This is a genomic window from Cyanobium sp. NS01, from assembly GCF_014280235.1.
In the GTDB taxonomy this organism is placed as follows: domain Bacteria; phylum Cyanobacteriota; class Cyanobacteriia; order PCC-6307; family Cyanobiaceae; genus NIES-981.
Genome location: NZ_CP047940.1, coordinates 512,130 through 535,930, shown reverse-complemented (window position 1 = coordinate 535,930; position 23,801 = coordinate 512,130). Strand labels below are relative to the sequence as shown.

At 64.8% G+C, this 23,801-nt stretch carries 21 protein-coding genes; 15 read left to right on the top strand and 6 right to left on the bottom strand.

The features are described 5' to 3' along the window. Positions 1-12: 12 nt before the first annotated feature. From CyaNS01_RS02700 to CyaNS01_RS02685, 4 genes are all read right to left on the bottom strand, one after another. On the bottom strand, positions 13-2,439 hold the full coding sequence (locus CyaNS01_RS02700; RefSeq protein WP_370561645.1) for an endonuclease MutS2: 2,427 nt from the start codon (positions 2,437-2,439) through the stop codon (positions 13-15). Beyond that, a complete protein-coding gene (locus CyaNS01_RS02695; protein ID WP_186698645.1) occupies positions 2,436-2,918 on the bottom strand; it encodes a VOC family protein in 483 nt (160 codons plus the stop codon). The genes CyaNS01_RS02700 and CyaNS01_RS02695 overlap by 4 nt, the downstream gene beginning before the upstream one ends. Before the next feature lie 84 nt (positions 2,919-3,002). Next, positions 3,003-4,004: a porphobilinogen synthase gene (gene hemB, locus CyaNS01_RS02690; protein ID WP_186698643.1), complete on the bottom strand. Its 1,002-nt coding sequence runs from the start codon at positions 4,002-4,004 to the stop codon at positions 3,003-3,005. Positions 4,005-4,082: 78 nt separating this feature from the next. Further along, positions 4,083-5,075 carry a DnaJ C-terminal domain-containing protein gene (locus CyaNS01_RS02685; RefSeq protein WP_186700122.1) on the bottom strand — a complete coding sequence of 331 codons (993 nt, stop codon included), beginning with the start codon at positions 5,073-5,075 and terminating at the stop codon, positions 4,083-4,085. A gap of 182 nt (positions 5,076-5,257) precedes the next feature. Between CyaNS01_RS02685 and CyaNS01_RS02680 the strand changes: the two genes are divergently transcribed. From CyaNS01_RS02680 to CyaNS01_RS02670, 3 genes are all read left to right on the top strand, one after another. Further along, positions 5,258-5,713 carry a hypothetical protein gene (locus CyaNS01_RS02680; RefSeq protein ID WP_225875767.1) on the top strand — a complete coding sequence of 152 codons (456 nt, stop codon included), beginning with the start codon at positions 5,258-5,260 and terminating at the stop codon, positions 5,711-5,713. Between the two features lie 73 nt (positions 5,714-5,786). Beyond that, the gene (locus tag CyaNS01_RS02675; protein WP_186698641.1) at positions 5,787-6,179 is read left to right on the top strand and encodes a hypothetical protein; all 393 of its coding nucleotides are present in this window, start codon (positions 5,787-5,789) and stop codon (positions 6,177-6,179) included. Positions 6,180-6,260: 81 nt separating this feature from the next. Next, complete coding sequence (locus tag CyaNS01_RS02670) at positions 6,261-6,494, top strand: hypothetical protein (RefSeq protein WP_370561644.1); 234 nt, start codon at positions 6,261-6,263, stop codon at positions 6,492-6,494. Between the two features lie 27 nt (positions 6,495-6,521). Here the strand turns inward: CyaNS01_RS02670 and CyaNS01_RS14720 are convergent, their stop codons facing one another. Further along, positions 6,522-6,644, bottom strand: coding sequence for a hypothetical protein (locus CyaNS01_RS14720; RefSeq protein ID WP_255460122.1), 123 nt, complete (start codon positions 6,642-6,644; stop codon positions 6,522-6,524). Between the two features lie 663 nt (positions 6,645-7,307). Here CyaNS01_RS14720 and CyaNS01_RS02665 point away from each other — a divergent pair. The 11 genes from CyaNS01_RS02665 (at position 7,308) to CyaNS01_RS02615 (ending at position 20,965) form a co-directional block, all read left to right on the top strand. Continuing rightward, the gene (locus CyaNS01_RS02665; protein ID WP_186698637.1) at positions 7,308-8,855 is read left to right on the top strand and encodes an IS1182 family transposase; all 1,548 of its coding nucleotides are present in this window, start codon (positions 7,308-7,310) and stop codon (positions 8,853-8,855) included. A gap of 226 nt (positions 8,856-9,081) precedes the next feature. Further along, positions 9,082-11,547 (top strand): plasma-membrane proton-efflux P-type ATPase, encoded by a 2,466-nt coding sequence (locus CyaNS01_RS02660; protein ID WP_186698635.1) that lies wholly within the window; start codon positions 9,082-9,084, stop codon positions 11,545-11,547. 184 nt (positions 11,548-11,731) lie between these two features. Then, a complete protein-coding gene (locus CyaNS01_RS02655; protein ID WP_186698633.1) occupies positions 11,732-12,439 on the top strand; it encodes an alpha/beta hydrolase in 708 nt (235 codons plus the stop codon). A 28-nt stretch (positions 12,440-12,467) separates the two neighbouring features. Further along, positions 12,468-12,650 carry a hypothetical protein gene (locus tag CyaNS01_RS02650; protein ID WP_186698631.1) on the top strand — a complete coding sequence of 61 codons (183 nt, stop codon included), beginning with the start codon at positions 12,468-12,470 and terminating at the stop codon, positions 12,648-12,650. A gap of 1 nt (position 12,651) precedes the next feature. Beyond that, entirely contained in the window at positions 12,652-13,293 is a 642-nt protein-coding gene (locus CyaNS01_RS02645; RefSeq protein WP_186698629.1) for a hypothetical protein, read from the top strand. Then, complete coding sequence (locus tag CyaNS01_RS02640) at positions 13,290-16,169, top strand: CAAX protease (RefSeq protein ID WP_186698628.1); 2,880 nt, start codon at positions 13,290-13,292, stop codon at positions 16,167-16,169. The genes CyaNS01_RS02645 and CyaNS01_RS02640 overlap by 4 nt, the downstream gene beginning before the upstream one ends. Before the next feature lie 469 nt (positions 16,170-16,638). Beyond that, a complete protein-coding gene (locus CyaNS01_RS02635; protein WP_186698626.1) occupies positions 16,639-18,273 on the top strand; it encodes a DUF262 domain-containing protein in 1,635 nt (544 codons plus the stop codon). Next, positions 18,270-19,523 carry a type II toxin-antitoxin system HipA family toxin gene (locus CyaNS01_RS02630; protein WP_186698624.1) on the top strand — a complete coding sequence of 418 codons (1,254 nt, stop codon included), beginning with the start codon at positions 18,270-18,272 and terminating at the stop codon, positions 19,521-19,523. Before CyaNS01_RS02635 ends, CyaNS01_RS02630 begins: the two co-directional genes overlap by 4 nt. A gap of 138 nt (positions 19,524-19,661) precedes the next feature. Further along, positions 19,662-19,982 carry a hypothetical protein gene (locus tag CyaNS01_RS02625; protein WP_186698622.1) on the top strand — a complete coding sequence of 107 codons (321 nt, stop codon included), beginning with the start codon at positions 19,662-19,664 and terminating at the stop codon, positions 19,980-19,982. Positions 19,983-20,180: 198 nt separating this feature from the next. Then, entirely contained in the window at positions 20,181-20,618 is a 438-nt protein-coding gene (locus CyaNS01_RS02620; protein WP_186698620.1) for a hypothetical protein, read from the top strand. A 110-nt stretch (positions 20,619-20,728) separates the two neighbouring features. Next, positions 20,729-20,965: a hypothetical protein gene (locus CyaNS01_RS02615; RefSeq protein ID WP_186698618.1), complete on the top strand. Its 237-nt coding sequence runs from the start codon at positions 20,729-20,731 to the stop codon at positions 20,963-20,965. Between the two features lie 39 nt (positions 20,966-21,004). Here the strand turns inward: CyaNS01_RS02615 and CyaNS01_RS02610 are convergent, their stop codons facing one another. After that, a complete protein-coding gene (locus CyaNS01_RS02610; RefSeq protein WP_222934193.1) occupies positions 21,005-21,721 on the bottom strand; it encodes a DUF362 domain-containing protein in 717 nt (238 codons plus the stop codon). A gap of 235 nt (positions 21,722-21,956) precedes the next feature. On the opposite strand from CyaNS01_RS02610, the gene CyaNS01_RS02605 reads away from it, so the two are divergent. Further along, a complete protein-coding gene (locus tag CyaNS01_RS02605) occupies positions 21,957-23,753 on the top strand; it encodes a potassium/proton antiporter (protein WP_225875766.1) in 1,797 nt (598 codons plus the stop codon). The last annotated feature ends 48 nt before the right edge of the window (positions 23,754-23,801 follow it).

Here is a 23,801-nt window from a genome sequence, read left to right as displayed (position 1 = left end):
GCCGGCGGCTCTCTAGCGCAGATGGATCACGCTGCAGCCGGGGCCGCCGTCGCCCTGGGCCGCGTCGTCCACCCGCTCCACGTAGGCCACGCCCCGCAGCCACTCGCGCAGGCCGCGCTTGAGTTTGCCGGTGCCGATGCCGTGGATCACCCACACCGGCCCGCTGGCCCGGCGCAGCTGCTCCTCCACGGCGGCTTCCGCCTCATGCACCCGCAGCCCGCGCACGTCCACGGTGTTGCGCTCGGTGCGCACGTCGGCGCCCCGGCCGCCGAGGCCCGAGCGGGCCCGCACCTGCACCTCGGGGGGCGGCGGTGGCGAGGGCTTCTCGCCATTCAGGCCTTCGATGCCCTCCAGGGGCACGTTGAGGCGCATCACGCCACAGCGCACGCTGAGCTCCCGGCCAGCCTCGCTCAGGGCCAGCACCTCGCCGGCCTTGCCCAGCGAAAGCACCCGCACCCGCTCTCCCACCCCCGGCATCCAGCCGCCATGGTTGCGGCGCTCAGGCTCCGGCCGGTGCTCCAGCTCCAGCTGCCGCAGCCGCTGGCCGGCCTGGCGGGCCGTCTCGCCGAGCGGGCGGCTGGCCTCCCCCCCCTGGCGCAGCCGGTGGATGATGCGGCGCACTTCCTGCTGTCCCTGGCGAATCGAGCGCTCCAGATCGCGGCGGCGCTGGTGCTGCAGCTCGGCGCTCTGCTGCTGCTGCTGCTGCCAGCGCAGCAGCAGTTCCTCGTGCAGCAGCTCGGTGCGGGCCAGCAGGGCGGCCGCCTCCTCAGCCGCCTCCTGCTGCCGCTGGCGCTGGCTCTCCAGGCCCACGATCACCTGGTTCACCTCCCCCTCGCCCAGGGAGCCGAGCTGTCTCTGGGCCTCCTCCAGCACGGCCTCGCTGAGGCCGAGGCGTCGGGCAATGGCGAGGGCATTGCTGCGACCGGGAATGCCCCACTGCAGGCGGTAGGTGGGCGAGAGGGTCTCCACGTCGAAGGCCACCGAGGCGTTCTCGAAGCGGGCATCGGCGTACTTGAGCGCCTTGAGCTCACCGAAATGGGTGGTGGCCAGGGTGAGCCGGGCCCGCTCGGCCAGGTGGCGCAGCAGGGCGGCGGCCAGGGCTGAGCCCTCCACCGGATCGGTGCCGGCGCCCACCTCATCGAGCAACACCAGCGAAGCGCCCGGAGCGGGGCTGCTGAGGGCGGCCAGGATCCTGGCGATGCGCCGGATGTGGCCGCTGAAGGTGGAGAGGTTCTGCTGCAGCGACTGCTCATCGCCGATATCGGCCAGCACCTGGCCGCACCAGGGCAGCCGCGGCGTGCCCGAGCAGGGCAGGAACAGGCCGGCGCGGGCCATCAGCACGGCCAGCCCCAGGCTCTTGAGGGTCACGGTCTTGCCGCCGGTGTTGGGGCCGGTGATCGCCACCACCCGCAGCTCCGGCGCCACGGCGAGGGTCACGGGCACCACCGGGTGGCCTCCCTGGCGCCGCTGTTGCCAGAGCAGCAGCGGGTGGCGCAGGTCCACCAGGGAGAAGGGCGCCAGGGGGTCGGCCTCCAGTTCGGGCCGCACGGCCCCGAGCCAGGCGCCGTAGCGGGCCCTGGCCAGGCCGGCATCGAGGCGGCGCAGCACTTGCTGCAGCTGTGCCAGCGCCTCGGCCTCCTGGCCCACCAGGCCACTGAGCTCCCTGAGCACGGCCTGCTCCAGCTCCCGCTCCTGCCCCTCCAGCTCCCTGAGCCTGTTGCCCAGACCAATCACCGCCTGGGGTTCCACAAACACCGTGCTGCCGGAGGCGGAGCTGTCATGCACCAGCCCCGGCACCCGGGCCGCGGCCCCGGCCTTCACGGCCAGCACGGGCCGGCCGGCCCGCTCGGCCGCCACCGTGTCCTGCAGCAGGGGCGCGTAGCGACGCAGCAGCTCGGCGAGGCGATCACGGCGATCGCTGCGCACCCCCTGCAGCTGGCGGCGCAGCCCCGCCAGCTCGGGGCTGGCGCGATCGGCCACCCGGCCACCCTCATCGAGGCAGAACCGCAGCCGCTGCTCCAGCTCCGGCAGGGTGCGCAGCTCGGCCACCAGCGCCGCGCACACCGGCCGCAGCTGGGGGTCGTCGAGCTGGCGGCGCAGGCGACGGGCCGCCGCCAGGGTGGCCGCCAGCTGCAGCAGCGGTTCGCCCGCCGCGCAGCCGCCCTTGGCGCAGAGGAGCACCAGGGAGGCGATGTCAGCCACGCCCTCAAAGCTGAGCCCCCCCTCCAGCAGGCCGTCGAGGCCCAGCAGCTCCGTGGTTTCGGCCAGCAGGGCGCGGCTTTCCGGCAGGCTGGCCGCCAGGGGCAACTCCAGGCAGTGGTTGCGGCCGGCCACGGTGCTGGCGAACCCCGCCAGCTGCTCGGCCAGCCGCGGCCACTCCAACAGCTCAAGCGCCTCCTGCTCAATGCCGCTCAGCAGCTCAGGCCCTCTGCCGTTCACGGCAACGGGGGCGGAATGGGCGCCTGGCCGGCCACATTGCTGGGGATGCCGCCGGGGGGTTCGTAGAGCATCTCGAGCCAGTTGCCTTCGGGATCGCGCAGGTAGAAGCTGGCCGTGCCGTCGCGGTGGTCATGCACCGGACCGCAGGCGTGGCCGGCGGCGCTGAGGGCGCCATGCACGGCATCCACCTCAGCGCGATCGCGGAAGTGGAGCGCCATGTGGGGACCGGCAGCCGTGTAGGTGGGGCTGAGCAGGGCGATGCCCTCGCCGCTGCCGGGCCATTGCAGGTAGGCCCAGTCCTCGGCCTGCCAGGTGAGCCGCAGGCCGAGGCCCACGTAGAAGGCCGTGGCCCGCTCCATGTCCTGCACCCTCAGGGCCACATGGCCGAGGCGGTGGGAAGCGGCAGCGCCGCCTGGATCCCTGGGGGCAGCCGCCGGGGAACGCTCGGAGGGCAGGGGCGCTCGATGGGAGCCGGCCATAGCAACACGATCCGTGGGATGCGGAGTGGGAACGGAGAACGTGGACGCCATTCTCTCGAGAGCGGATGGCCCGCCGTGGCGGCCTCAGGCCTGCCGCAGCCAGGCCGCGGCGTCGCAGGCGTGGTAAGTGAGGATCAGATCTGCTCCGGCCCGCTTGAAGCAGAGCAGGGTTTCGAGCACCACGGCCCGCTCGTCGATCCAGCCCCGCTCGGCGGCAGCCTTCACCATGGCGTATTCGCCGCTCACGTTGTAGGCGGCGATCGGCTGCTCACTCTCGGCGCGCAGCCGGTGGATGATGTCGAGATAGGCCAGCCCAGGCTTCACCATCAGGATGTCGGCCCCCTCACCCTCATCGAGCTGGGCCTCCAGGATCGCCTCGCGGCCATTGGCCGGATCCATCTGATAGGTGCTCTTGTCCTTGGGGATCGGCTTGCCCGGGGCCGCCCTTGGAGCGGAATCGAGGGCTTCGCGGAAGGGGCCGTAGTAGGCGGAGGCGTACTTGGCCGTGTAGCTGATGATGCCCACATGCTCGAAGCCCTCCTCATCGAGGGCCTCGCGGATGGCAGCGACGCGGCCGTCCATCATGTCGCTGGGGCCGATCAGATCGGCACCGGCGCGGGCCTGGGCCACGGCCTGGCGGCAGAGGATCTCCACGGTGTCGTCGTTGAGCACCACGCCCTCGGGGCTGACGATGCCGTCATGGCCGTCGCAGGAGTAGGGATCGAGGGCCACGTCGGTCATGATCGCCATCTCCGGGTGCACCTCCTTGAGACGGCGGATGGCGCGGGGAATCAGGCCATGCTCGTTGAAGCACTCGGCGCCGTCTTCACTCTTGAGGCCATCGGCCACCTTGGGGAAGAGCACCACGCAGCGGATGCCCAGCTGCCAGGCGCGGCCCACCTCCTCCACCAGCCCCTCCAGGCTCCAGCGCTGGCAGCCGGGCATGGCGCCGATCGGCTCGTTCGTGGCTCCCTCATGCACGAACAGCGGGTAGATGAAGTCAGCAGCGCTGAGCTGGTGCTCCCGCACCATCGCCCGCAGGGCCGGCGTGCGGCGCAGTCGGCGGGGGCGGTAGCTGAGCTCCATGGAACCAGATGTGCTGAGGCGGATCCTAGGGAGGGGCAGGTCGCCGCTCCAGCGCAGAATCCGCTGAGCGCCCTCACCTCAGAGCCTGGCCGCCTCCATCCAGCCGGCCCGCGGGTCGGCACTGCGGGCGCTGCGCAGCTGCTGCAGCAGCTGCCGCTCCTCCTCGCTGAGGGTCTCGGGCAGGCGCAGCACGGGGGTGAGCAGCAGGTCGCCGCGGCCGTCCTTGAGGGGCCAGCCCTTGCCCTTGAGCCGCAGGCTGCGGCCCAGGGTCATGCCCGGCGGCACCTGCACGGAGGCCTCGCCATCGGGGGTGGCCACCCGCACCTCACCGCCGAGGGCCAGTTCATCGAGGCTGAGGGGCAGTTCGGAGCGCAACTGGTCGCCATCGAGCTTCCACACCGGGTGGCTCTGGATCTGGAGGTTGAGGTAGAGGTCGCCGCGACGGCCGGTGCCGGGCTGCAGGTTGCCCTTGCCCTTGAGCCTCAGGCGGCTGCCCTGGCGGACGCCGGCCGGGATGCGCACCTGCACCCGCTCATCGTTCACCGCCAGGGTGCGCTCACAGCCCCGGAAGGCATCTGAAATGCCGAGCGAGAGATTGGCCTCGGCATCGAGGTTCACCGCCGCAGCGCGGCCGCCGGGGCCGGCGAAGCCACCGGAACCGAAGCCGCTGCCCCCGAAACCGGCTGGGAAACCACTGCCGAAACCAAAGCCCCCCGGCGCGCCGGCAGCCCCGCCGCTGGCCCCGAAGCGGCCGAGCAGGTCGTTGATGAAATCGTCGAAGTTGCCGTAGCGGCCGAAGTCCACATCCATGCCGCCCATGCCGCCGCCAGCGCCGGCCTGGCTCCAGTACTGGCCGAACTGCTCGTAGCGACGGCGCTTGTCCGGGTCAGAGAGCACCTCGTAGGCCTCGCTGATCTCCTTGAAGCGCGCCTCGGCGCTCTTGTCGCCGGGATTCACATCCGGGTGGTACTGGCGGGCCAGCTTGCGGAAGGAACGCTTGATCGCGTCGGCATCGGCGCCCCGCTCCACACCCAGCACCTTGAAGTAGTCGCGGTAGCCGTTGGCGGTCATCAACTGGGGCTCGAAGGCAGGCTGGAAGGCGGAGGAGATGGACGGGATCCGGCCCACCAGTGCGTTCAGTCTCTCAGCCGCAGCGGCGATCCGGCGCCGGCGCACGGGGCGGAAGCCCGAACGGGGCCGAGCCAGCAGCAGGGCAGCCCGTCTAGCTTGCTGCCTGATTCATTGCACCCCAGGTGAGCGCTCCTCCTCGTCATTCGGCCCTGCTCGGCAGCCTGGCCCTGGGCTTGCTGGCGGGGGTGCTGACAGCCTGCGCCGATGCCCGAGGCAGCGCGGTGGCGAACTCAGGGTCCACTTCCCCCCATGTGGGCGAAGCTCTGAACAAGTCCACGGCGGAGCAGCGCTCGCTCAGCGCCCATCTGGCGGCCGAGGGAGCCATCTTCTACGGGGCCTGGTGGTGTCCGGCCTGCTTCCAGCAGAAAAACCTGTTCGGCAAGGAGGCTGGCAACAGCCTCCCCTATGTGGAGTGCGACAAGAGCGACGAGGGTCGCCAGCGCTGCCAGGCCGCAGAGGTGCGCGCCTTCCCCACCTGGGATCTGGAGGGCAAGCCACGGCTGGAGGGGGTGCAGAGCCTCGACGAGCTCAAGGCCTGGAGCGACTACGGCAGTGCCAGCCGCGCCTCCCAGCCCTGATCTGGTTCAGGATGGGAGCCAAGGCCCAGGGCGACCTGCCATGTCCTGCTTGCCCTTCGTTCTTCCCACCTGAATGGCCCTCTGTTCCCCACAAGCCTGGCCGCGACTAGTGCTGCTGGCAGCGCTGTGCTCACCCACGGCAGCCCAATCCCAGGGCCTGGCGGGCAGCGCCGGAGCGGCCGCGATCCAGGGCAGCCTCAACACCGTGCCTGTGCCAGGCGCCCAGTCCACTCTCAATCAGGTGCAGCGGAACAGAGCGGCCTTCAATGCGCTGAATGGATCGGCCTCCGGTGACATGGTGCCCCCACCTGAGCCCCCACCCGCACCGGCCACCGCCGCCAGCGCCCCTGCAGCGGCAGCGGCACCAGCCGTCAGCGGCGCCCGCATCAACGGCCGCCTGGTGCCCTACTGCTCCCATGGTGCGCTGTGCCACGGAGCCATGCTGAGGGCAGTGGGTCTGCGCTGAACCGCCAACCTGGGTGTCCCTCGCAGCTCTGTCCGATTACGATCGGATTCCTGCACCACGGGCCTGATGATCATCATCAAGGTGAGCAATCCTTCCGACGTTGTGGCTTCTCGCATTGGCCGATTCCTGGCTGATCTCACCCCCAGCGGCTTCGACCAGAGCAAGGTGGAAATCGAGCTGATCAAGCAACTTGTGGAACAGATGGCCGCCCAGGGCCTCCAGGGCGAGGTGGCCTCGGTGCGCGGACTGGATCTCCACAACAAAAAACTCCAGGTGGGCTCTGAACTCCAGGTACGGCACCACAAGGTGATCTGAACCTGCTGACTCTGCGGCGCTGAACACTCAGAAGAAGCTGGCCACACCGGCCCCATTCACATCGAGAATGCCGGTGCGCAGCGCGAAGGAACGGCCACGGGTGCCGCCGATGCGCTCGAAGCGGTTATTAACTGAAAGATCATTCACCATTCACCATTCCACTTCCAGAACCCATCAGAATTCCAGATCCGTCATCACGGCGAATACCTGAAGGCTGAGCCCTGCCGACGACACGATCATTGCCGGCACCCAGGCTGATCACCCTACCTCTATCGCTGTCTGTGCATTCATTATCAGGCGAAGCACCTTCAATTCTATCTTTTCCCTAGCTGGTCAGAATATGTCCAGAACTAGAAATTTCGTCCCCCCCGTGAAAGCTGTGCCGCGGGCGAGATCGTTACCGCACCTCGCATTCACGGTACGGTTAGCAGCCAGCGTCCAGCCATCATTGGAGATGGCACGATCTCTCCCGTTGGCAAAGAAAACTGAAAAGATCAGCCATGCGTACGACCCCAATAATGTCCGAGATCTAGCACTTTGCACCTAGGAGTCAGGAGTGGTTTTCATTTTGCGCTCAATGATCTTGACCAGCCGGCCCTCTCAGCCCGGAGAACACCATCCCCCAGGTAAATACTCCTGTACCAGGTGTTTCTGATCTGGCGATGCATCCTTCATCACATCCCGCAGCGCCCCCCCCCCCAACAACCCCCCTAGGAGCCTGTCGCGCGTAGATCACGCCCAGCCTCTGCACAGACGCCTATCAATCTGCCCGGATCCCAGTGACAGCAGTGGATCTGAGCGAGAAAATGGGGCATGCAGAAGCCCAAGTCCTTCCGTCCCTGGCAGCCGGAGCAGACCACCCTGCTGCCGCCGTCACCCCGTGAGTGGCTCTCGGAAGACCACCAGGTGTATTTCCTGCTGGATCTGGTGGATGAGCTGGATCTCTCGGCCATCCTGATCCCTGCTCAGGCCAAGGACCCGCGTGGGGGGAAGGGTGTTGACCCCAGGATGATGACGCTCTTGCTGCTCTACGCCTACTGCGTGGGCACCGTCTCCTCCCGCAAAATTGAGCGCGCCTGCTACGAGGATCTGGCCTTCCGGGTGTTGACCGGCAACCAGCAGCCCGACCACAGCCGGATCAGTGAGTTCCGCCGGCGCAATCTTGATGCCCTCAAGGATCTGTTCATTCAGATTCTGCGGCTGTGCCAGAAGGCCGGCATGGTGAGCCTGGGCCATGTGGCGCTGGATGGCACCAAGGTTCAGGCCAATGCCTCCAAGCGCAAGGCGATGAGCCACGAGCGGATGCTCAGGACCGAGAAGGAGCTGGAGAAGGAGATCAACGCCTTGATGGGCAAAGCCGAGATCCTCGACGCCCAGGAAGATCGCCGCTACGGCAAGGGCAAGCTGGGCAGCGAGTTGCCGGATGAGCTGAGGAGACGGCAGGACCGCCTGGCCAGGATCCGCCAGGCCCGCAAGGAGATGGAAGCGGAGACCGCAGCAGCTGCGGCGCGACAGCGACGGGAGGAAGCAGAAGAGGCCAGGGCCAAAGCGGCGTCTGCGCATGAAGCCGATGCACTGGCTGCTGAGCAGGCCGAGCTGAACAGAAAGGCGGAGGCGGCAGCAGCCAAAGCCATGGCGGCCCGTGAGGCGGCGATCGAGGCCGCTGAGCAGGCGGGCCTGGAACCCCCGGATCTGGAGCCATTGGCGGCTGACGCCATGCCCAAGCGCGGGCTGGCCAGGAAAGCTGATGGTGCACCAACCAAGAAGACTCAGCGCAATTTCACGGATCCCGACAGTCACCTCATGCAGTCAGGTGGGTCCTATCTGCAGGGCTACAACTGCCAGCTGGCAGTCGACAGCGACCATCAGGTGATCGTGGCCGTGGGCGTCAGCAACCAGCCGCCGGATGTCGAGCACCTGGAGCCCATGCTGCAGCGCATCGCGACAAGCGCCGGTGCCTTGCCGGATGTGATGACGCTGGATGCGGGCTACTGGAGCGAGGACAACGTCAAGGTCTGCGCCGATCAGGGCATTGATGCCTACATCGCCACCGGCCGCCTGCCGCACGGGCAGCCCCCGCCGCCGCAGCGAGGACCGCTCCCCACAGATGCCGATGCCAAAACCCGCATGGCCCGCAAGCTCAGAAGCAAAAAGGGCTCAAGGATCTACGCCCAGCGCAAGGCGATCGTGGAGCCGGTGAACGGGCAGATCAAGGAAGGGCGTGGCCTGCGGCGCTTTCTGTTGCGCGGCCTGGAGAAAGTGAACGGCGAGTGGCACCTGATCGCTGCAACCCACAACCTGCTCAAGTTGTTCCGGTTCAGGCGATCACAACAACAGGCGCAGTGGGTAGCCACGGCATGAAGGGCCATGGCCCTGGCGGGGGCGGCCAGCGATGAATCGGCCAACATCCAATGGCACAACCAGCAGAAGAGCGAACCAGCAGAGGACCAGCTGACCCGCGGTATTCGCTGCGTCAGAAGGCCTGAAGCTCTATCGGCAACAACCCCCCTAGGGAGAGCCCATCTGGCCTGAACGTAACCCCAAAGACCGATCCAATGGTGAAGGATGGGCCCATCGCCAGGGGTCCATGTCTGATCCGGTTGCGCCGGCCTTGCCGGCCCTGTTCGAGCGGCTTCACACCGATGGCCAGGGCCTGAGCAGCCGCGAGGCCGGCGAGCGTCTGCAGAGCTTCGGGCCGAATGCTCTCCAGGAGCACAGCCGCAGCCGGCTGCAGATTCTGCTCTCCTACCTGTGGGGGCCGATGCCCTGGATGATCGAGGTGGCGATCCTGCTTTGCGCCTTGGTGGGCGACTGGGTGGATTTCCTGATCATCTCGGCCCTGCTGCTGGGCAACACGGCAATCGCCTACCTGGAGGAAACCTCCGCCGGCGATGCCGTGGCCGCGCTCAAGGCCCAGCTGGCGCTGGAGTCTCTGGCGAAGCGCGACGGCCGCTGGACCTCCATCCCCGCCAGCCAGGTGGTGCCCGGCGATCGCCTCCGCATCGCCCTCGGCGATGTGATCCCCGCCGACATGGTGCTGCTAACAGAGGATCCGATCGAGGTGGACCAATCCGCCCTCACGGGGGAATCCCTGGCGGTGGAGCATCGCAGCGGCGAGCTCATCTATTCCGGCTCGATCCTCAAGCGTGGCCGCGCCGAGGGGATCGTGGCCGCCACAGGAGCCAACACCTTCTTCGGCAAGACGGCCACGTTGGTGTCGGAGGCCACCAGCACCGATCACCTGCAGGCGGCGGTGCTGAAACTTTCCGACTACCTGATCGTGGTGAATCTCGTGCTGGTGGGCACGATTCTGGTGGTGCGGATCCAGCTCGGGGACGACTGGCTGCGGGTGCTCAAGTACTGCCTGGTGCTCACGGTGGCCTCGATTCCGCTGGCCACCCCCACCGTGCTGGCGGTGACCATGGCGATCGGCGCCCAGGCCATGGCACGCAAGGGGGCCCTGGTGACCCAGCTGGGCGCCATTGACGAACTCGCCAGCGTCGACATGCTCTGCTCCGACAAGACCGGCACCCTCACCCTCAACCAGCTCAGCCTCGGCGATCCCTTCACCCTTGATGGCATCAGCCCCGCCCAGCTCCTGCTGGCGGCTGGCCTGGCCAGTGAACAGCAGGAGGGGGATGCGATCGATCAGACGATCCTCAACGCCCTCGGCGCCAACCAGGATCTGGCGCGCTACCAGCGGGGTCACTTCACGCCGTTCGACCCGGTGAGCAAGCGCACCGAGGTGGCTGTGATCGATCCCCAGGGAAGAAAACTGCGCTTCAGCAAGGGAGCGCCCCAGGCGATCCTGGCCCTGGTGCAGGAGCCGCAGCCCATCCAGGAGCCGGTGGAAGAGCGGATCAAGGAGCTGGCCGGCAAGGGCCTGCGGGCCCTGGGGGTGGGGCAGGCAGTGGGGGATGGGCCCTGGCAGATGCTGGGCATCCTCTCGCTCTTCGATCCGCCCAGGCCGGATTCAGCCCATACCATCGCTGCGGCCCAGCAGCTGGGGGTGCCGCTGAAGATGGTCACCGGCGACCAGGTGCTGATCGCCCGCGAAACCTGCCGCCAGCTGGGTCTGCGCGACAACGTGCTCGATGCCTCCCTGTTCCGCCACACCCCGGCCACCCAGCTGGGGCAGCTGGGGCAGCAGATCACGGCGGCCGATGGCTTCGCGCAGGTCTACCCCGAAGACAAGTTCCACATCGTGGAGTCGTTGCAGAAGAGCGGCTTCGTGGTGGCCATGACCGGAGACGGCGTCAACGACGCTCCGGCGCTCAAGCAGGCCGATGCGGGGATCGCGGTGTCTGGAGCCACCGATGCGGCCCGGGCCGCGGCCAGCATCGTGCTGACGACACCTGGGTTGTCGGTGATCGTGGATGCGATCCAGCTGAGCCGCAAGATCTTCCTGCGCATGAACAGCTATTGCCTCTACCGGGTGGTGGAGACGGTGCGCATCCTGATCTTCACCACGGCAGCCATTCTCTGGCTGAACGACTATCCGGTGACCGTGGTGATGCTGATCCTGCTGGCCGTGATCAACGACGGATCGATGGTGACGATCGCCTACGACAACACGCTCACCCCAGCCTTGCCGCAACGCTGGAACATGCCCTATCTGATCCTGGTGGCCTCGGCAATCGGGCTGGTGGGTGTGGTGGAAACCTTCCTGCTCTATCTGTTCACCGCCCAGCAGCTGGGGCTTCCGCTCAGCACCGTGCACACCCTGGTGTATCTGCACCTGGCGGTAGGCGGAATGATGACCATCTACGCCACCCGCGTCCAGGGGCCGTTCTGGTCGATCAAGCCGAGCGCCCGGATGCTCTGGGCCACGGGGGCCTCGGTGGCGGTGTCCACCCTGCTGGCCCGGTTCGGCTGGCTGATGGCCCCGATCGACTGGGCCTGGATCGCCGCCAGCTGGGGCTATGCCTTTGTGTGGTTCCTGGTGTTCGACGTGGTGAAGCTGGGGCTCTACAGGCTGATCGATCCCAGTCACTTCGTGATGCATGGGGCCGGCTATCTCAGGCGCTGGCGGGGCCTGAGCCCCAGCCCCTGAACCCCTGCCCGATCCGTTGGCCCCGCTGATCCGCAAGCACAGCATTGAGCGGAGCATGGGGGGCGGTGAGTCGCCAAGCTGATCACACCTGCCGGAGGTTCCCCTGGCCACTCCTCTGCTGCGCTGGCTGGGCTGGGCCGGCTGGCTGGCTCTGGGCTACGGCGGGATCTGCCTGCTGATGGCCGTGGCCCAGCGCTCCTTCATCTACCTGCCCCGGCCCGCCGCTGACCCCACCGGACAGCTGGAGCTGCCGGTGCAGGGCAAACGGGTGCTGGTGGCCCATCGGCCCCACGCCGGCCCCCGGGCGCTGATCTACTTCGGCGGCAACGCTGAGGATGTGTCGCTCACCCGCGCCGAGCTGGCCGCCCTGCTGCCGAACACCGCCCTCTACCTGCTCCATTACCGCGGCTATGGCGGCAGCGAGGGCCGCCCCAGCGAAACGGCCCTGCGCGCCGATGCCCAGGCCCTCTACGCCCAGGTGGCCCGGCGCCACAGCGCCGTGACGGTGGCCGGCCGGAGCCTGGGCACCGGACCCGCCGTGCACCTGGCCGCCACCCAGCCGGTGCAGCGGCTGGTGCTGCTGGTGCCGTTCGACAGCCTGCTGGCGGTGGCGCGCGGTGCCATGCCCTGGCTGCCGGTGGACCTGCTGCTGCGCGACCGCTGGGAGGCGGCGGCCGAAGCCCCCCTGGTGGAGGCCCCCACCACGATCGTGGCGGCCCAGTTCGATGCGGTGGTGCCGCTGGCCCGGGCCCGGGCCCTGCACCGCGCCTTCCGGCCGGGCGTAGCGGAGCTGCTGGTGGTGAACGAGCTCGACCACAACACCCCGATCCTGACTGCCGAGGCCTTCCGCACAGCGCTGACGGCGCACCCCGCACCTAGCCTCCCAAGGTGACCCTGCGCCGCCGTTCAGGCCTGGAATGATGTCCGAGATCAACCTGCGGCAGGTCATCCTCGGCGTGCTCACCGTCGTCATCTCCCTGGTGCTGCTGGTGGTCGCGGCGGTCAAGCTCTATCCCACCCAGAACGCGGAAGCCCCTGCCGCCGATGAGGCCGGCCAGCTGCTGTCCCTGGAGATGGGAGTGTCCTCTGAGCTGGATCCGTGAGGTGATCGACACCTTCACTGAGCTGGTGGGGCACACCCTGCGCCTCCAGCCCGACGCCTTCCAGCTGCTCGGCGCCGGCGAGCTGTCGGCCTGGTGGGGGGTGCTGATCGCCCTGCTGGCCGGATTGTCTCAGGCGATCGGCCACGGCTTCATCCTGTTTGTGAATCGGGTGTCGCCGCTGCGCTTCGGCCTCAGCCTGGTGGTGGAGGCGGTGCTGGTGGTGGTGGGCTTTCTGTTCTGGGCCCTGAGTACCTGGCTGGTGGCGCGCCTGGGCTTCGGCGTGGCGATCAGCCCCACCACGGTGGTGCTGGCGCTGGGGGTGGCCCATGCCCCGGAGCTGCTGGCCTTCCTCGGCGCCTTGCCCTACCTCGGCGTGCCCTGGCTCACGCTGCTCTCCCTCTGGACGGCGGTCGCCTTCGTGGTGGCGATGGTGGAGGTGGCCGGCCTGGGGGCCTGGCAGGCCTTCATCGCCCTGCTCGGCGGCTGGCTGGTGATGCTGCTGCTGCAGCGCCGCGCCGGTCAGCCGCTGATGCGTCTGGGGCGCGGCCTGCTGAATCGCACCGCCGGGGTGCAGCTGGTGCAGGACCGCCGCGCCCTGAGCCTGTTGCTGGATGCCGACCCCCGCGCCCGGCAGCGGCGATGAGGCTGTGGGTGCGTCGCCATCGCCGCTGGCTGCTGGGCGGCCTGCTGCTGGCCCTGGCGGTGCTGCTGCCGGGCGCGGGCCTGCTGCTGGCCCTGGCCCGCCACACCCTGGTGCGCAGCTTCGGGGTGGTGGTGGACCTGGTGGGCATCGGCCTGGTGCTGTTTCTGGTGGCCGCTCTGCTGGCACCGCTGCAGGCCCTGGGCTGGTGGGCCGGCTGGTTCGGCGACGCCGAGGAGGGCCCCTCAAGCCTCGGGCAGCTGGCGGTGCCCGTGGCCGAGGGCCGCAGCATGCGGCGCTGGGTGGTGTATCTCGACGGCATCGGCCAGGCCTCCCAGCAGGCCCTGCCGGAGGGCGAAGACTTCCTGCGCCGGCTGGCGGCCGCCCTGCCGGGTGACATCGCCATCCTGCGCGGGATCATGCCCTACTCGATCACCAACCAGCCGCTCACCGAGGGGCGCTGGCTGGCCCGGTTCTGGCGCTGGGTCGACGCCTGGCGGGTGCGCCGTCCCCTGGCCTGGCTGGGGCTGCTGGTGAACCTGCGCAACCTCACCGTGGTGGCGGTGTCGGCCGATGGCCGCTATGGCCCGCTGTACAACGCCGGCATGGCGGAGCTGATCGTGGGCTCCCTGCTGGTCAACGGCTATGCCCCGGGCAGCGGCACGCCGGTGACGCTGCTGGGCTTCAGCGGCGGCGGCCAGATCTCCCTCGGCGCCCTGCCCCATGTGCGCCAGAGGCTCGCCGCCCCGGTGCAGGTGATCTCCCTGGCCGGCGTGTTCGCGGGCAACAACCGGGTGCTGCAGGCCGAGCATCTCTTCCATCTGGTGGGAGCCCGCGACCGGGTGGCACCCCTGGGCTCGATCCTGTTTCCGCGTCGCTGGCCCATCTATCTTTTCTCCCCCTGGAACCGGGCGTTGCAACGCGGCCGGGTGAGCCTGGTGCCGCTGGGGCCGGTGGGCCATGAGCTGCCGGGCGGGGTGATGGAAACCCGGCTCACCCTCCCCGATGGACGCACGCCCATGCAACAGACCGTGGACCTGGTGAGTGCCATCCTCGCCACCCCGGACGGCGGCCCTTCGGCCCTGGCGGCGGCCGGCGGCAACTACAGCCGCTTCATCACCAACCCCTGGCACCGGCCTGATGCCCGCCGCGACCTGGCCCCCCTGCCGGATCCGCGCCTGCAGAGGCGGCCCCACTGGATCGGCCGGCTGATCCTGCCGGAGGCGGCCAGGCGCGATGGCTCCGTGGGCTTCGAGGTGCTGCAGACGCCGCCCGGCTGGGGCCACTGCCGCGGCCGTATCGCCGCCCTGCGCTGGCGGGATCCGGCCATGGCCCAGGTGACCATGGACGTGTGCTTCAGCGACGAGGCCCGCGACAGCGCCCGCTCCGGCAACCTGCACCCGCTGCGGCTGGATGGCTGGGCCCAGGTGACGCCGCTGGAGTCGCTGGCCGGGGCCCATCCCCACGACGACATCCTGGTGCGGCTGCCCGAACCGGTGGCCGTGCTGCACGACAGGACGCCAGCGGCGGAGGGCGAGCCGCTACAGCTGGAGGTGAGCGCCGAACCGCTGCAGACCGCTGGCCTGGCCAGGGCCCTGGTGCGGTTCGTGAGACCCCTGGAGGGCGACGCCTGGGAGGCGCTGGTGTTCGATCCGGCCTGCGCCGCCTTCACGGGGCCGCCCCTGCGGCTGAGGCTTCCCCAGCCGGTGGCCAATGCGGAGGGCATCCTGCCCGCCTGCGCCACTGGGCTGGCGGAGGGGGAGCTCAACCAGGAGGGCTGGGAGGTGAGCGGGGTGCCAGACGGCAGTGGCGCCTTTGTGGTGCAGGCGCTGCTGCCGCGGCGGCTGCGGCGGCTGGCCCCCGAGCGGCTGATCCCCCAGCGCCGCGCTGCCTGGCGCTACCTGCGTCACCAGGCCTGGGGCGACACCACCGCCGGCGCCGCCAGTTCGGTGCTGATCGCGGGGCGCCGTGGGGAGACGACCGATGGACAGGCGCTGCTAGCCGAGTGGCAGGAGGGCGACCGGCTGCTGGTGCTGCACGTGTTCGGCGGTATCGGCGGCGAGCAACGGGAGCAGGCCCTGCGCGGCGGCCTCTGCACAGGACACTTCGCCTACGGCTTCGGCAGGGTGCTGCGCAATCCCCTGGCCGGTGGCGAGCTCTCCGTGGCGGTGGACTACCGCCAGGTGTATGCCCACAACCCCGATGGCGTCGTGGCCGGCGCCCAGGACCGCTGGCGCTATCTCGGCGAGCGCCAGTGGGGCTGGCTCGGCTACCGGCCCGTGGCCGACATTCTGGTGCGCTTTCCGCCCTTCACCGGCAGCTACAGCCTCGGGCCAGCGGGCGCCGAGCGGCAGCGCTCTCCGCTGGAGGCCTTCGGCCGCCAGCTCACCGCGATGATGGCCCGCTACCGCATCGGCGACGGCAGCGGCGGCAGCTTCGTGGGGCCGGCCCACAACTGCGCCCAGGATTCCAACCTGGCCCTATTCGCCGCAATCCGCGATCTGGACCGCGACATCCGCGGCGCTGAGTCACAGCGCCTTCAAGATTGGGAGCAGCGCCATCCCGAGCAGGCCGCACGCCTGGACGCCCTGCTGAAGCTGGAGCGCATCCTGCGGGGCCGGCTGCTGCCGGTGCCGCCCATGCGCGGCGACTGGCAGCGGGGGTCGTTTCAGCTCGGCAGCAGCCTCGACGACCAGCCGCTGCACGATCTGCTCCAGGGCCTCGGCAGCTGGCGTTCGCTGCTGCCACGCCTGGCCTGCGAGTCGGTGCTGAAGGTGTTCCTCGATCAGGGGGCCACGGCCCTGGTGCTGCGGGCGAACCAGGTGGGGGGGCACAACCCGCGCATTGCCCCGGTGGCGCCGTTCACGCTGGGGTGCTGACCGGCCAGTCCACCAGCCATCGGTAGCGAAAGGAACATTGCGTTAACGGGTCCGCATAAGCTGCCAGGGCTTTAAAGCTTCTGCCTCAAAAGCCTGCTTTGGCAAGGAATCGACTTGCGGGCAGAACATGGCGAGGAGCTTATGCTGGCAAGAGGGCTCACTTGCAGGTGGATAACGGACCCATCCATTGAGCGTTGCTTCGACCGTGTTTTTACGGTTGTTCACGGTGCCTAGGATATCTGCACGGCTAAGCAACAGCAAGCTCGAGCCGACACCGCCTGCTAGCCGAACGACGTTCGTCAAGAACGGCGGTGCGGCTCAGCTAATCGTTAGGGTGACACCAAGCTTGGTCATTCCTTCTTCTATTGCAAAAGCCACCACCCGCCGATGCAAAACTCATACAATACAGCTACACCGAGTCTAAACGAACCTCAACAGGCGTCTTAATCGAGAAATCTTCTGAAGAATTATGGCCACGTCAGCAAAAAAGCGGCTTGATCTCCAAGCAGAGACTATTTCAGTTGAGGCATTAATTCGTGAAACCAAGCGTGGCTTAATACGAGTTCCTGATTTTCAGCGACCACTCCGATGGGAATCAGAGGACGTGAAATTGTTTTTTGACAGCATCTATCAAGGATATCCTGTTGGCTCATTTTTGATGAGAAGGGCGTATGCTCCTGCTTCTGCACTACAATATGGAGCTGTTAGAGTCGATGCATCAGAGTCAAATACAGCATTATGGGTTGTCGATGGACAACAACGGTTGACTGCGCTTGCTGCTGGATTGGCGCGTGATAAAGAAATGCCAGTAACTCCAGATGATCCCTGGGTTCTTTACTTTGATGCTAGTAAACAAGTCTTTCATGTCCCACCCAGAAGCGGCAATATCCCCACAACATGGGTACCAATTACGCAGCTATTAGATGCATCGTCCTTAAGCGAATGGGTTTTTAATTGGAAGCATGCTAAAGATTCACAACTGCGAAAGTCTGTTTTTGATGCTGGCGCGCGAATTCGTCAATACGAAATTCCACTTTATGTTGTTGAAACAGGGGACGAGAAGCTTCTTCGAGATATCTTTTACCGAATTAACGATTCAGGAAAAAAGATGAAATGGGAGGATATTCATGATGCACTGTTTGGCCGGAAGTCGGATGAGCCATCTACCCTTAGTGGTTTAGCTGATGAATTGATGGCTCTCGGTATCGGGCGACCTTCAGAAGATCAACTGCTTTCTGCCATTATTGCCTTTAAAGGTCTAGATGCTACCCGAAGCATTTCAGATCACTATCGTCGAGATCCTGATATACTTCGTCATGCAGTCAGCGAAGCGTTACCTGCACTTAGGCAAGTACTAATATTCCTCAAAACACATGCTGAGATCCCTCATCTTAGACTACTGCCACGTTCACTTCCGCTCTTTGTTCTGACGAAGTTTTTTGGCCTTTATCCAGAGCCTAATAGCAGAACAATAAACTTACTCGTCCGGTGGATATGGCGAACTCTATTGGGAGTAAAGTCGATTGATGAAAGAACCTTGCTTCGCCACAGCCTAGACGCTATCAAAGGTAATGAACCAGAAAGAACCATGCAAATATTATTAGGTGAAATCCCTCGCACAAAAGGGACAGGCTTTGCCTTGCCACAAAAATTTGATGCTCGAGCAACAGATAGCCGAATTATTCTTGTTTCTTTAAGTTCACTTCGTCCACTTAATCCTGAAAATGAAAAAATGATTGATATTGCCGATCTAATTCAGGAACACGATCTTAATGCCTTTCGCAAAATCATTTCAACTGGAACCGAAGCAACACATCATCCGTCGAATCGCATTCTGCTGCCCCCTATCGTTAAAGGAGTCCGAAAAGAGATTGTTGACCTAATCAATAGAGAGGGACCGGATTCGAGGATACTTAGATCACACTGCATCGATAAACACGCTGCGGAACTTCTCGGGGCTGGTAAGCTTGATGAATTCTTGTCATGCCGGGGTGAGCTTCTTATAGAGGCAGTTGAATCCTTTGGTTCACGCTTGGCTGCTTGGGACATGAATGACCGACCAAGCATTAAATACATCTTACAACAAACAGGAGAAGAGGAGTGACAGTCACTTTGGGAGTCGGTCTTCATGGAAAGATAATTGGATATTTGAGCCAGACTACAAAAGGGCAGATCGCTTTTCGCTTCACTGAGTCCTATTTGTCAATGACTGATCGTCCTGTACTAAGCCAGGCTTTTGAGGATGATCTCTCCCGATCTTACTATGGAAAGAATCGTTCGCTTCCTTCCTTTTTTGCGAATTTAGTTCCGGAGCATGGTGCACTACGGAATCTTATCGAAGATAGCCTAGGAGTTAGTCCGGGTGACGATCTGGCTCTATTAGGGGCTGTTGGGCGTGACTTGCCTGGCGCAGTGGAGATCGTTAGTGTAGATGGAGATGATTTACCAGTTCAAGAAGACTTAGAAGTCTCTGCATATGAAACAGATCATGATAATATACTAAATAGTGACCCTGGTCTTCGATTTTCATTAGCTGGTGTCCAAATGAAATTCTCTGTTCTGCGCGAACCAGACAGGATAACTCTGCCTGCAAGCAATCAAGATGGTGAATGGATTGTCAAGCTAGGCTCAGCCCGCTTTCCGTTTACCGTCGAGAATGAATATGCCATGATGCAGTGGGCGATGTCTGCTGGGTTTGACGTGCCTGAATGTTACTTACAAGATGCCAGTACGGTTAGCATTTCGCTGAAAAAACATACTGACTTTGGAAATCATGTTTTTGTAATCCGACGGTACGACAGGCATGAAGGACTGCGCATTCATCAAGAGGACTTTGCCCAGGTTGCTAACTTGCGTCCACAACTTAAATATGACCACATAAAGTATGAACAGTGTGGCGGATTAGTCAAGCAACTTCTTGGTTGTGAAGCATACTATGAATTCATTCGCCGCCTAACATTTGTCATTGCCTCTGGAAATGCAGACGCTCATCTAAAGAACTGGTCTTTTCTCTATTTGAATAAGCAGCAACCAAGCCTTGCACCCATGTACGATCAGGTCTGCACAATTGCATGGCCAGAGCTAAGCTCTGAGCTTGCTCTTAAGCTGGCAGGTACAAAAAACTGGTTCGCTTTAGAATTAGAAAGATTCGAGTTACTTGCTAAGCGTGCTGGTGCTGATCCAATTAAGACGACTCAAACGGTTCAAGAGACGTTAATTCAATTAGTAGATGCGTGGAATAGCTCACAAGCCTCGACCTTGCTTCCCCTGCCTCATTTAAAACGTCTTCAGGATTTCTGGGGGCGAGTGCCGCTGTTGCGCCCGCATGCGATTCAAATGAACTGGCCTATATAAATAGCATAATGAATTCTATTGCTTCTCGCAAGCTCGCATACCCTAACAAACGCGCCGCACCGGAACGTGCCAATACGTTTGTCTGAGTTGCATATGCAACCAACGTCCGGTGAGGCGAACCGCTAAAACAGGAAAATCATGAAGAAATTTCACATCGCCATTTCTACAAACAGAATAGAAGAAACTATTGCTGACTATTCTTCTCGCCTGGGGATTCAGCCATGCTCAACCATTCCTGGCGAATACGCACTGTGGCGAACGGAATCTTTAAACATTTCTGTGCGAAAAGACCCTGACCACGATGCAGGAACTTTAAGGCATTTGGGCTGGGAAGACTCTACGGCACTCGAATTCTCGGAGGATACCGACGTGAACGGTATTACCTGGGAACGCTTTAGTGAACAACATCAGGCCCATGAAATCAATGATTTATGGCCAGGTGCAAACTATCAGCCCTGAACTCTAAATCAACAGATTCACGGCACCTGATTGTTTTGCTGTTCCACAGCTCAATAACGGCATGGGAACCGGGCCGGGCGTCAGAAAGACTCTTCAGGTGATCAACCATGTCATGGCCCTCCAGTGCCGTGGCAAGAGTGCTGGGTAGACCATTCCATCGCTCAGGGCTAAGGTTCGCCATGAACGATTTTCGATCTCATGCGCTCCTCCCTGTTTGCTTCGGCCTGCCTGCTCGCCCTCGCCACCACCGCATGCCAACAGCAGGACATGGCCGCCCGCAAGGAGAAGACCGAAGCCAAGATCTGCGCCCAGCTCACTGAGGTCAGCCAGGCCCTCACCACCGTGGCCCAGCTGACCCCCGCCTCCACGGTGGGAGAGGCCAAGGAGGCTGAAGGGGCCCTGGGTACAGCCATTACCAACCTTGAAGCCTCGGAGCAGAAGCTTGAGGAGCTGCGCACCAAAGCCTTTCAAGAGCAGCTGAAAACCTTCCGCTCCGAGGTGGCCCAGGTGGCCAGCAGTAAGGACACCACCCTCGAGGAGGCCGCCGCCCAGCTCAAGGCCAAGGCCCAGCCGGTGATGGCGGCGCGGGCTGAACTCTCCCGCGCTGTGGAGTGCGAGGAACCCGGCCAGCCCTGAGGTGAGGTGTCCTGCCCAGGGCTGGAGCGCGATCGCTGGATCCTGTTAGCGTTGAATCAGGGCCTTGGCGCCCCCTTGGTTCCTGCAGCACAACAGACAGCATGAAACGCATGGCGATCGGCACCCTTACAACCGCCAGCATCAGCGCCGCGGCGGCGCTGATGCTGGCCCTGCCCGCCCAGGCCAATCAGCCCAACATGAAGGCTGCACTGGCGAGCCTCAATGAGGCCAAGCAGAGCCTGGAGAAAGCCAGTTCGGGCAAAGGCGGCCACCGTGTAAAGGCCATTGAGTTAATCGATGAGGCCATCGAACAAGTGAAAAAAGGCATCAAAGCTGGCCGGATGTAGGCGCTGGTCAGCGCATCGAGCCTGACCTCCGGGGTCACGTCAGGCTTGCGGGGCTTTGTCAAGAAGCCGGCGAAGCTGATCAGCCATGGTCTGGCCCGGCATATCGGCCGTCACGATGTCGATCCGCTCCGCCGAGTCGACGCCCAGATTCAGCTCCACAGCGCGTTGAATCTGCTCCAGATCCCAGATCGAGCCACGAGACAGCGCGGCTGTGGTACCCATCAGGCGCAGAAGTGCGATCCCCACCACATCCACCGCCACCCGATCCGTGCCGGCAAGAATCACGTTGGGCCTGGCGATTGTGCCCCGGTCAGGGCCACCGTCCACGAAGGCTTCCACCGCATCGAGAAGCACCAGAGCTGGCGTGCAGGCCTGGTTCACCTCAGCGATCATGCGCCGCTGATGGGGAGAGGAGTGGAGGTCGGCCATGTAGTTGTGGGAATCTACGGGCACGGTTTTAGCCACCAGTCCCACCGTGTTCTTCAGGGACAGGGTGAACTGCCCTCCGAAGCGATGGGTCTTCAGGCAGCAGGTGTTCACCACGGCGCCGGCGTCGAGAGCCGGGCGGGCAAAAGCGTACCCCCGGGGCCAGTGGGTGCCCTCAGCGGCAACATGCCTCCATTCGTCGCGTTCCAGTTCATCAAGCACCAGGGCCTCCAGAAGGATCGGATCGGTGGCAGCCGGCGCTGGATCCGCCGTGTTGGAATTCGGCTTGAGGAACACGCTGTTGCCCTCCAGCCCTGGGGGCTGCAGCAAGTCAAGTGCCTGATGGGTTCCAGCCGCCCGGTCGTCAGTGCGAATCAGCACCACCCGGCTCACCCCTGGCCTGAGTCGCGGCGGACTCGGAGGGAGGACTGGATTGGCAGGCCACCGAGAGTGCCGCGCTGCCGGTGGCCCACCCAACGAGCTTGAGGAGCTGGCGTCTCGGATTCGCGGCCCAAGTGCTGGCCACGGCAGAAACCCAACCCAATGAGAGACGTTCCTGGCCAGGTTGCGCGATCCTCAGACGGATCGGCAGGGCATGGGGAGTGTGTGGATCAATCTGGCCGTGCTGTTGGCCGGCGTGTTGCTGCTGCTGGGCATTGCCTCCAGCAAGTTCTCTGCCCGGCTGGGGATGCCGGTGCTGGTGCTCTTCCTCGCGGTGGGGATGCTGGCCGGATCAGAAGGGATCGGCCGCATCCCCTTCGAGAACTACGACCTGGCCAACAGCATCGGCAGCGTCGCCCTCGCCCTGATCCTGTTCGACGGCGGCCTGCGCACGTCCCTGGCCTCAGTGCGACGGGTATGGCGGCCGGCCCTGGCGCTCTCCACCCTCGGGGTGCTGCTCACCTCAGTGCTCACGGGTGTTGCGGCGGCCTGGGTGCTGAAGCTCCCCATCCTGCAGGGGCTACTGCTGGGCAGCATCGTCGGCTCCACCGATGCCGCCGCCGTGTTCTCGGTGCTGCGCAGCAGCGGCCTGAAGCTGCCTGACCGGCTCATCTCCACCCTTGAGGTGGAGAGCGGCTCCAATGACCCGATGGCGATCTTCCTCACACTGGGCCTGATCGGGGTGATCACCGGCCGCACCGACTCTGCCCAGGAACTGGCCCTTCTGTTTCTCGCCCAGTTCGGCGTGGGAAGCCTCGCTGGAGTTGGCGTGGGCCGCCTGGCCACCTGGGCGATCAATCGCATCAACCTCGACTACCCAGGCCTCTATCCCCTCCTGGCTCTCGCCTTCGGCCTGGTGGCTTTCGGGCTGGCGGCCGTGCTGGGGGGCAGCGGCTTCCTGGCGGTTTACGTCGCCGGAATCGTGCTCGGCAGCAGCTCGCTGGTGTTTCGGCGGGGAATCTTCTCCTTCCACGACGCCACTGCCTGGCTGGGACAGATCGTGTTGTTCGTGATGCTGGGGCTGCTCAGCTTTCCCAGCCGGCTGCTGGCGGTGGCCTGGGACGGTCTGTTGATTGCCCTGGTGCTGATCCTGGTGGCACGGCCGATCGCGGTCTGTGTGGCGGCCTGGCCGTTCCGCTTCCGGCGGCGGGAACTCACCTTCCTCTCCTGGGTGGGCCTCAAGGGGGCCGTGCCGATCACCCTGGCCACTTTCCCCTTGATGGCCGGTGTTCCCCAGAGCCAGCTGATCTTCAACGCGGTGTTCTTCGTGGTGCTGCTCTCGGCGATCACCCAGGGCTGGTCGCTGCCGCTGGTGGCGCGATGGCTGCACATCGGCCGGCCCGCTGATCCCACGCCGGCCCTGTCGGTGGAGATCAACGCCCTGCGCAAGGTCGATGGTGAGATCGTCGACTACACCGTCAAAGCCAAGGCACAGGTGGCCGGCCAGCGCCTGCGCGACCTGGCCCTGCCCGATGGCGTGCTCGTCACCCTGATCCTGCGGGGCCGGGAGGTGGTCATGCCCCGCGGCAGCACGGCCTTGGAACCCGGCGACCATGTCTTCGTGGCCATGCGCACCAAGCTGCAGCCCTTGATTGATCGCCTGTTCGATCCCGACCCGGAAGCACCCGGGTTGCCTGTAGAACAGCTACTGATGTTCAATGCGGCGACAACACTCGCGCAGCTGCATCGCTTTTTCGGCTTGCCTCTGCCGCTAGAGATCAGTCCTCGTACTGCGGCACAGAAGCTTGGCCAGCTCCTCGCCGAGGCTCCGCCGCCAGGGAGGCTACGCCTTGGGCCCCTGGGCATTCAGGCGGGAGTGGATTCAGACCATGTGGCGGTGCGCTGGCTTGCCGATGGCGGTGCAATCGCTGCTCAGCCTGGTGCTGTTGCAGGTGAGCTGGCTCCTCGCAACCCCCCTTGAGCTGCTGAGCACAGCCCTGCGGCTGTAGTCAGATTGCGTAGTGTTCGC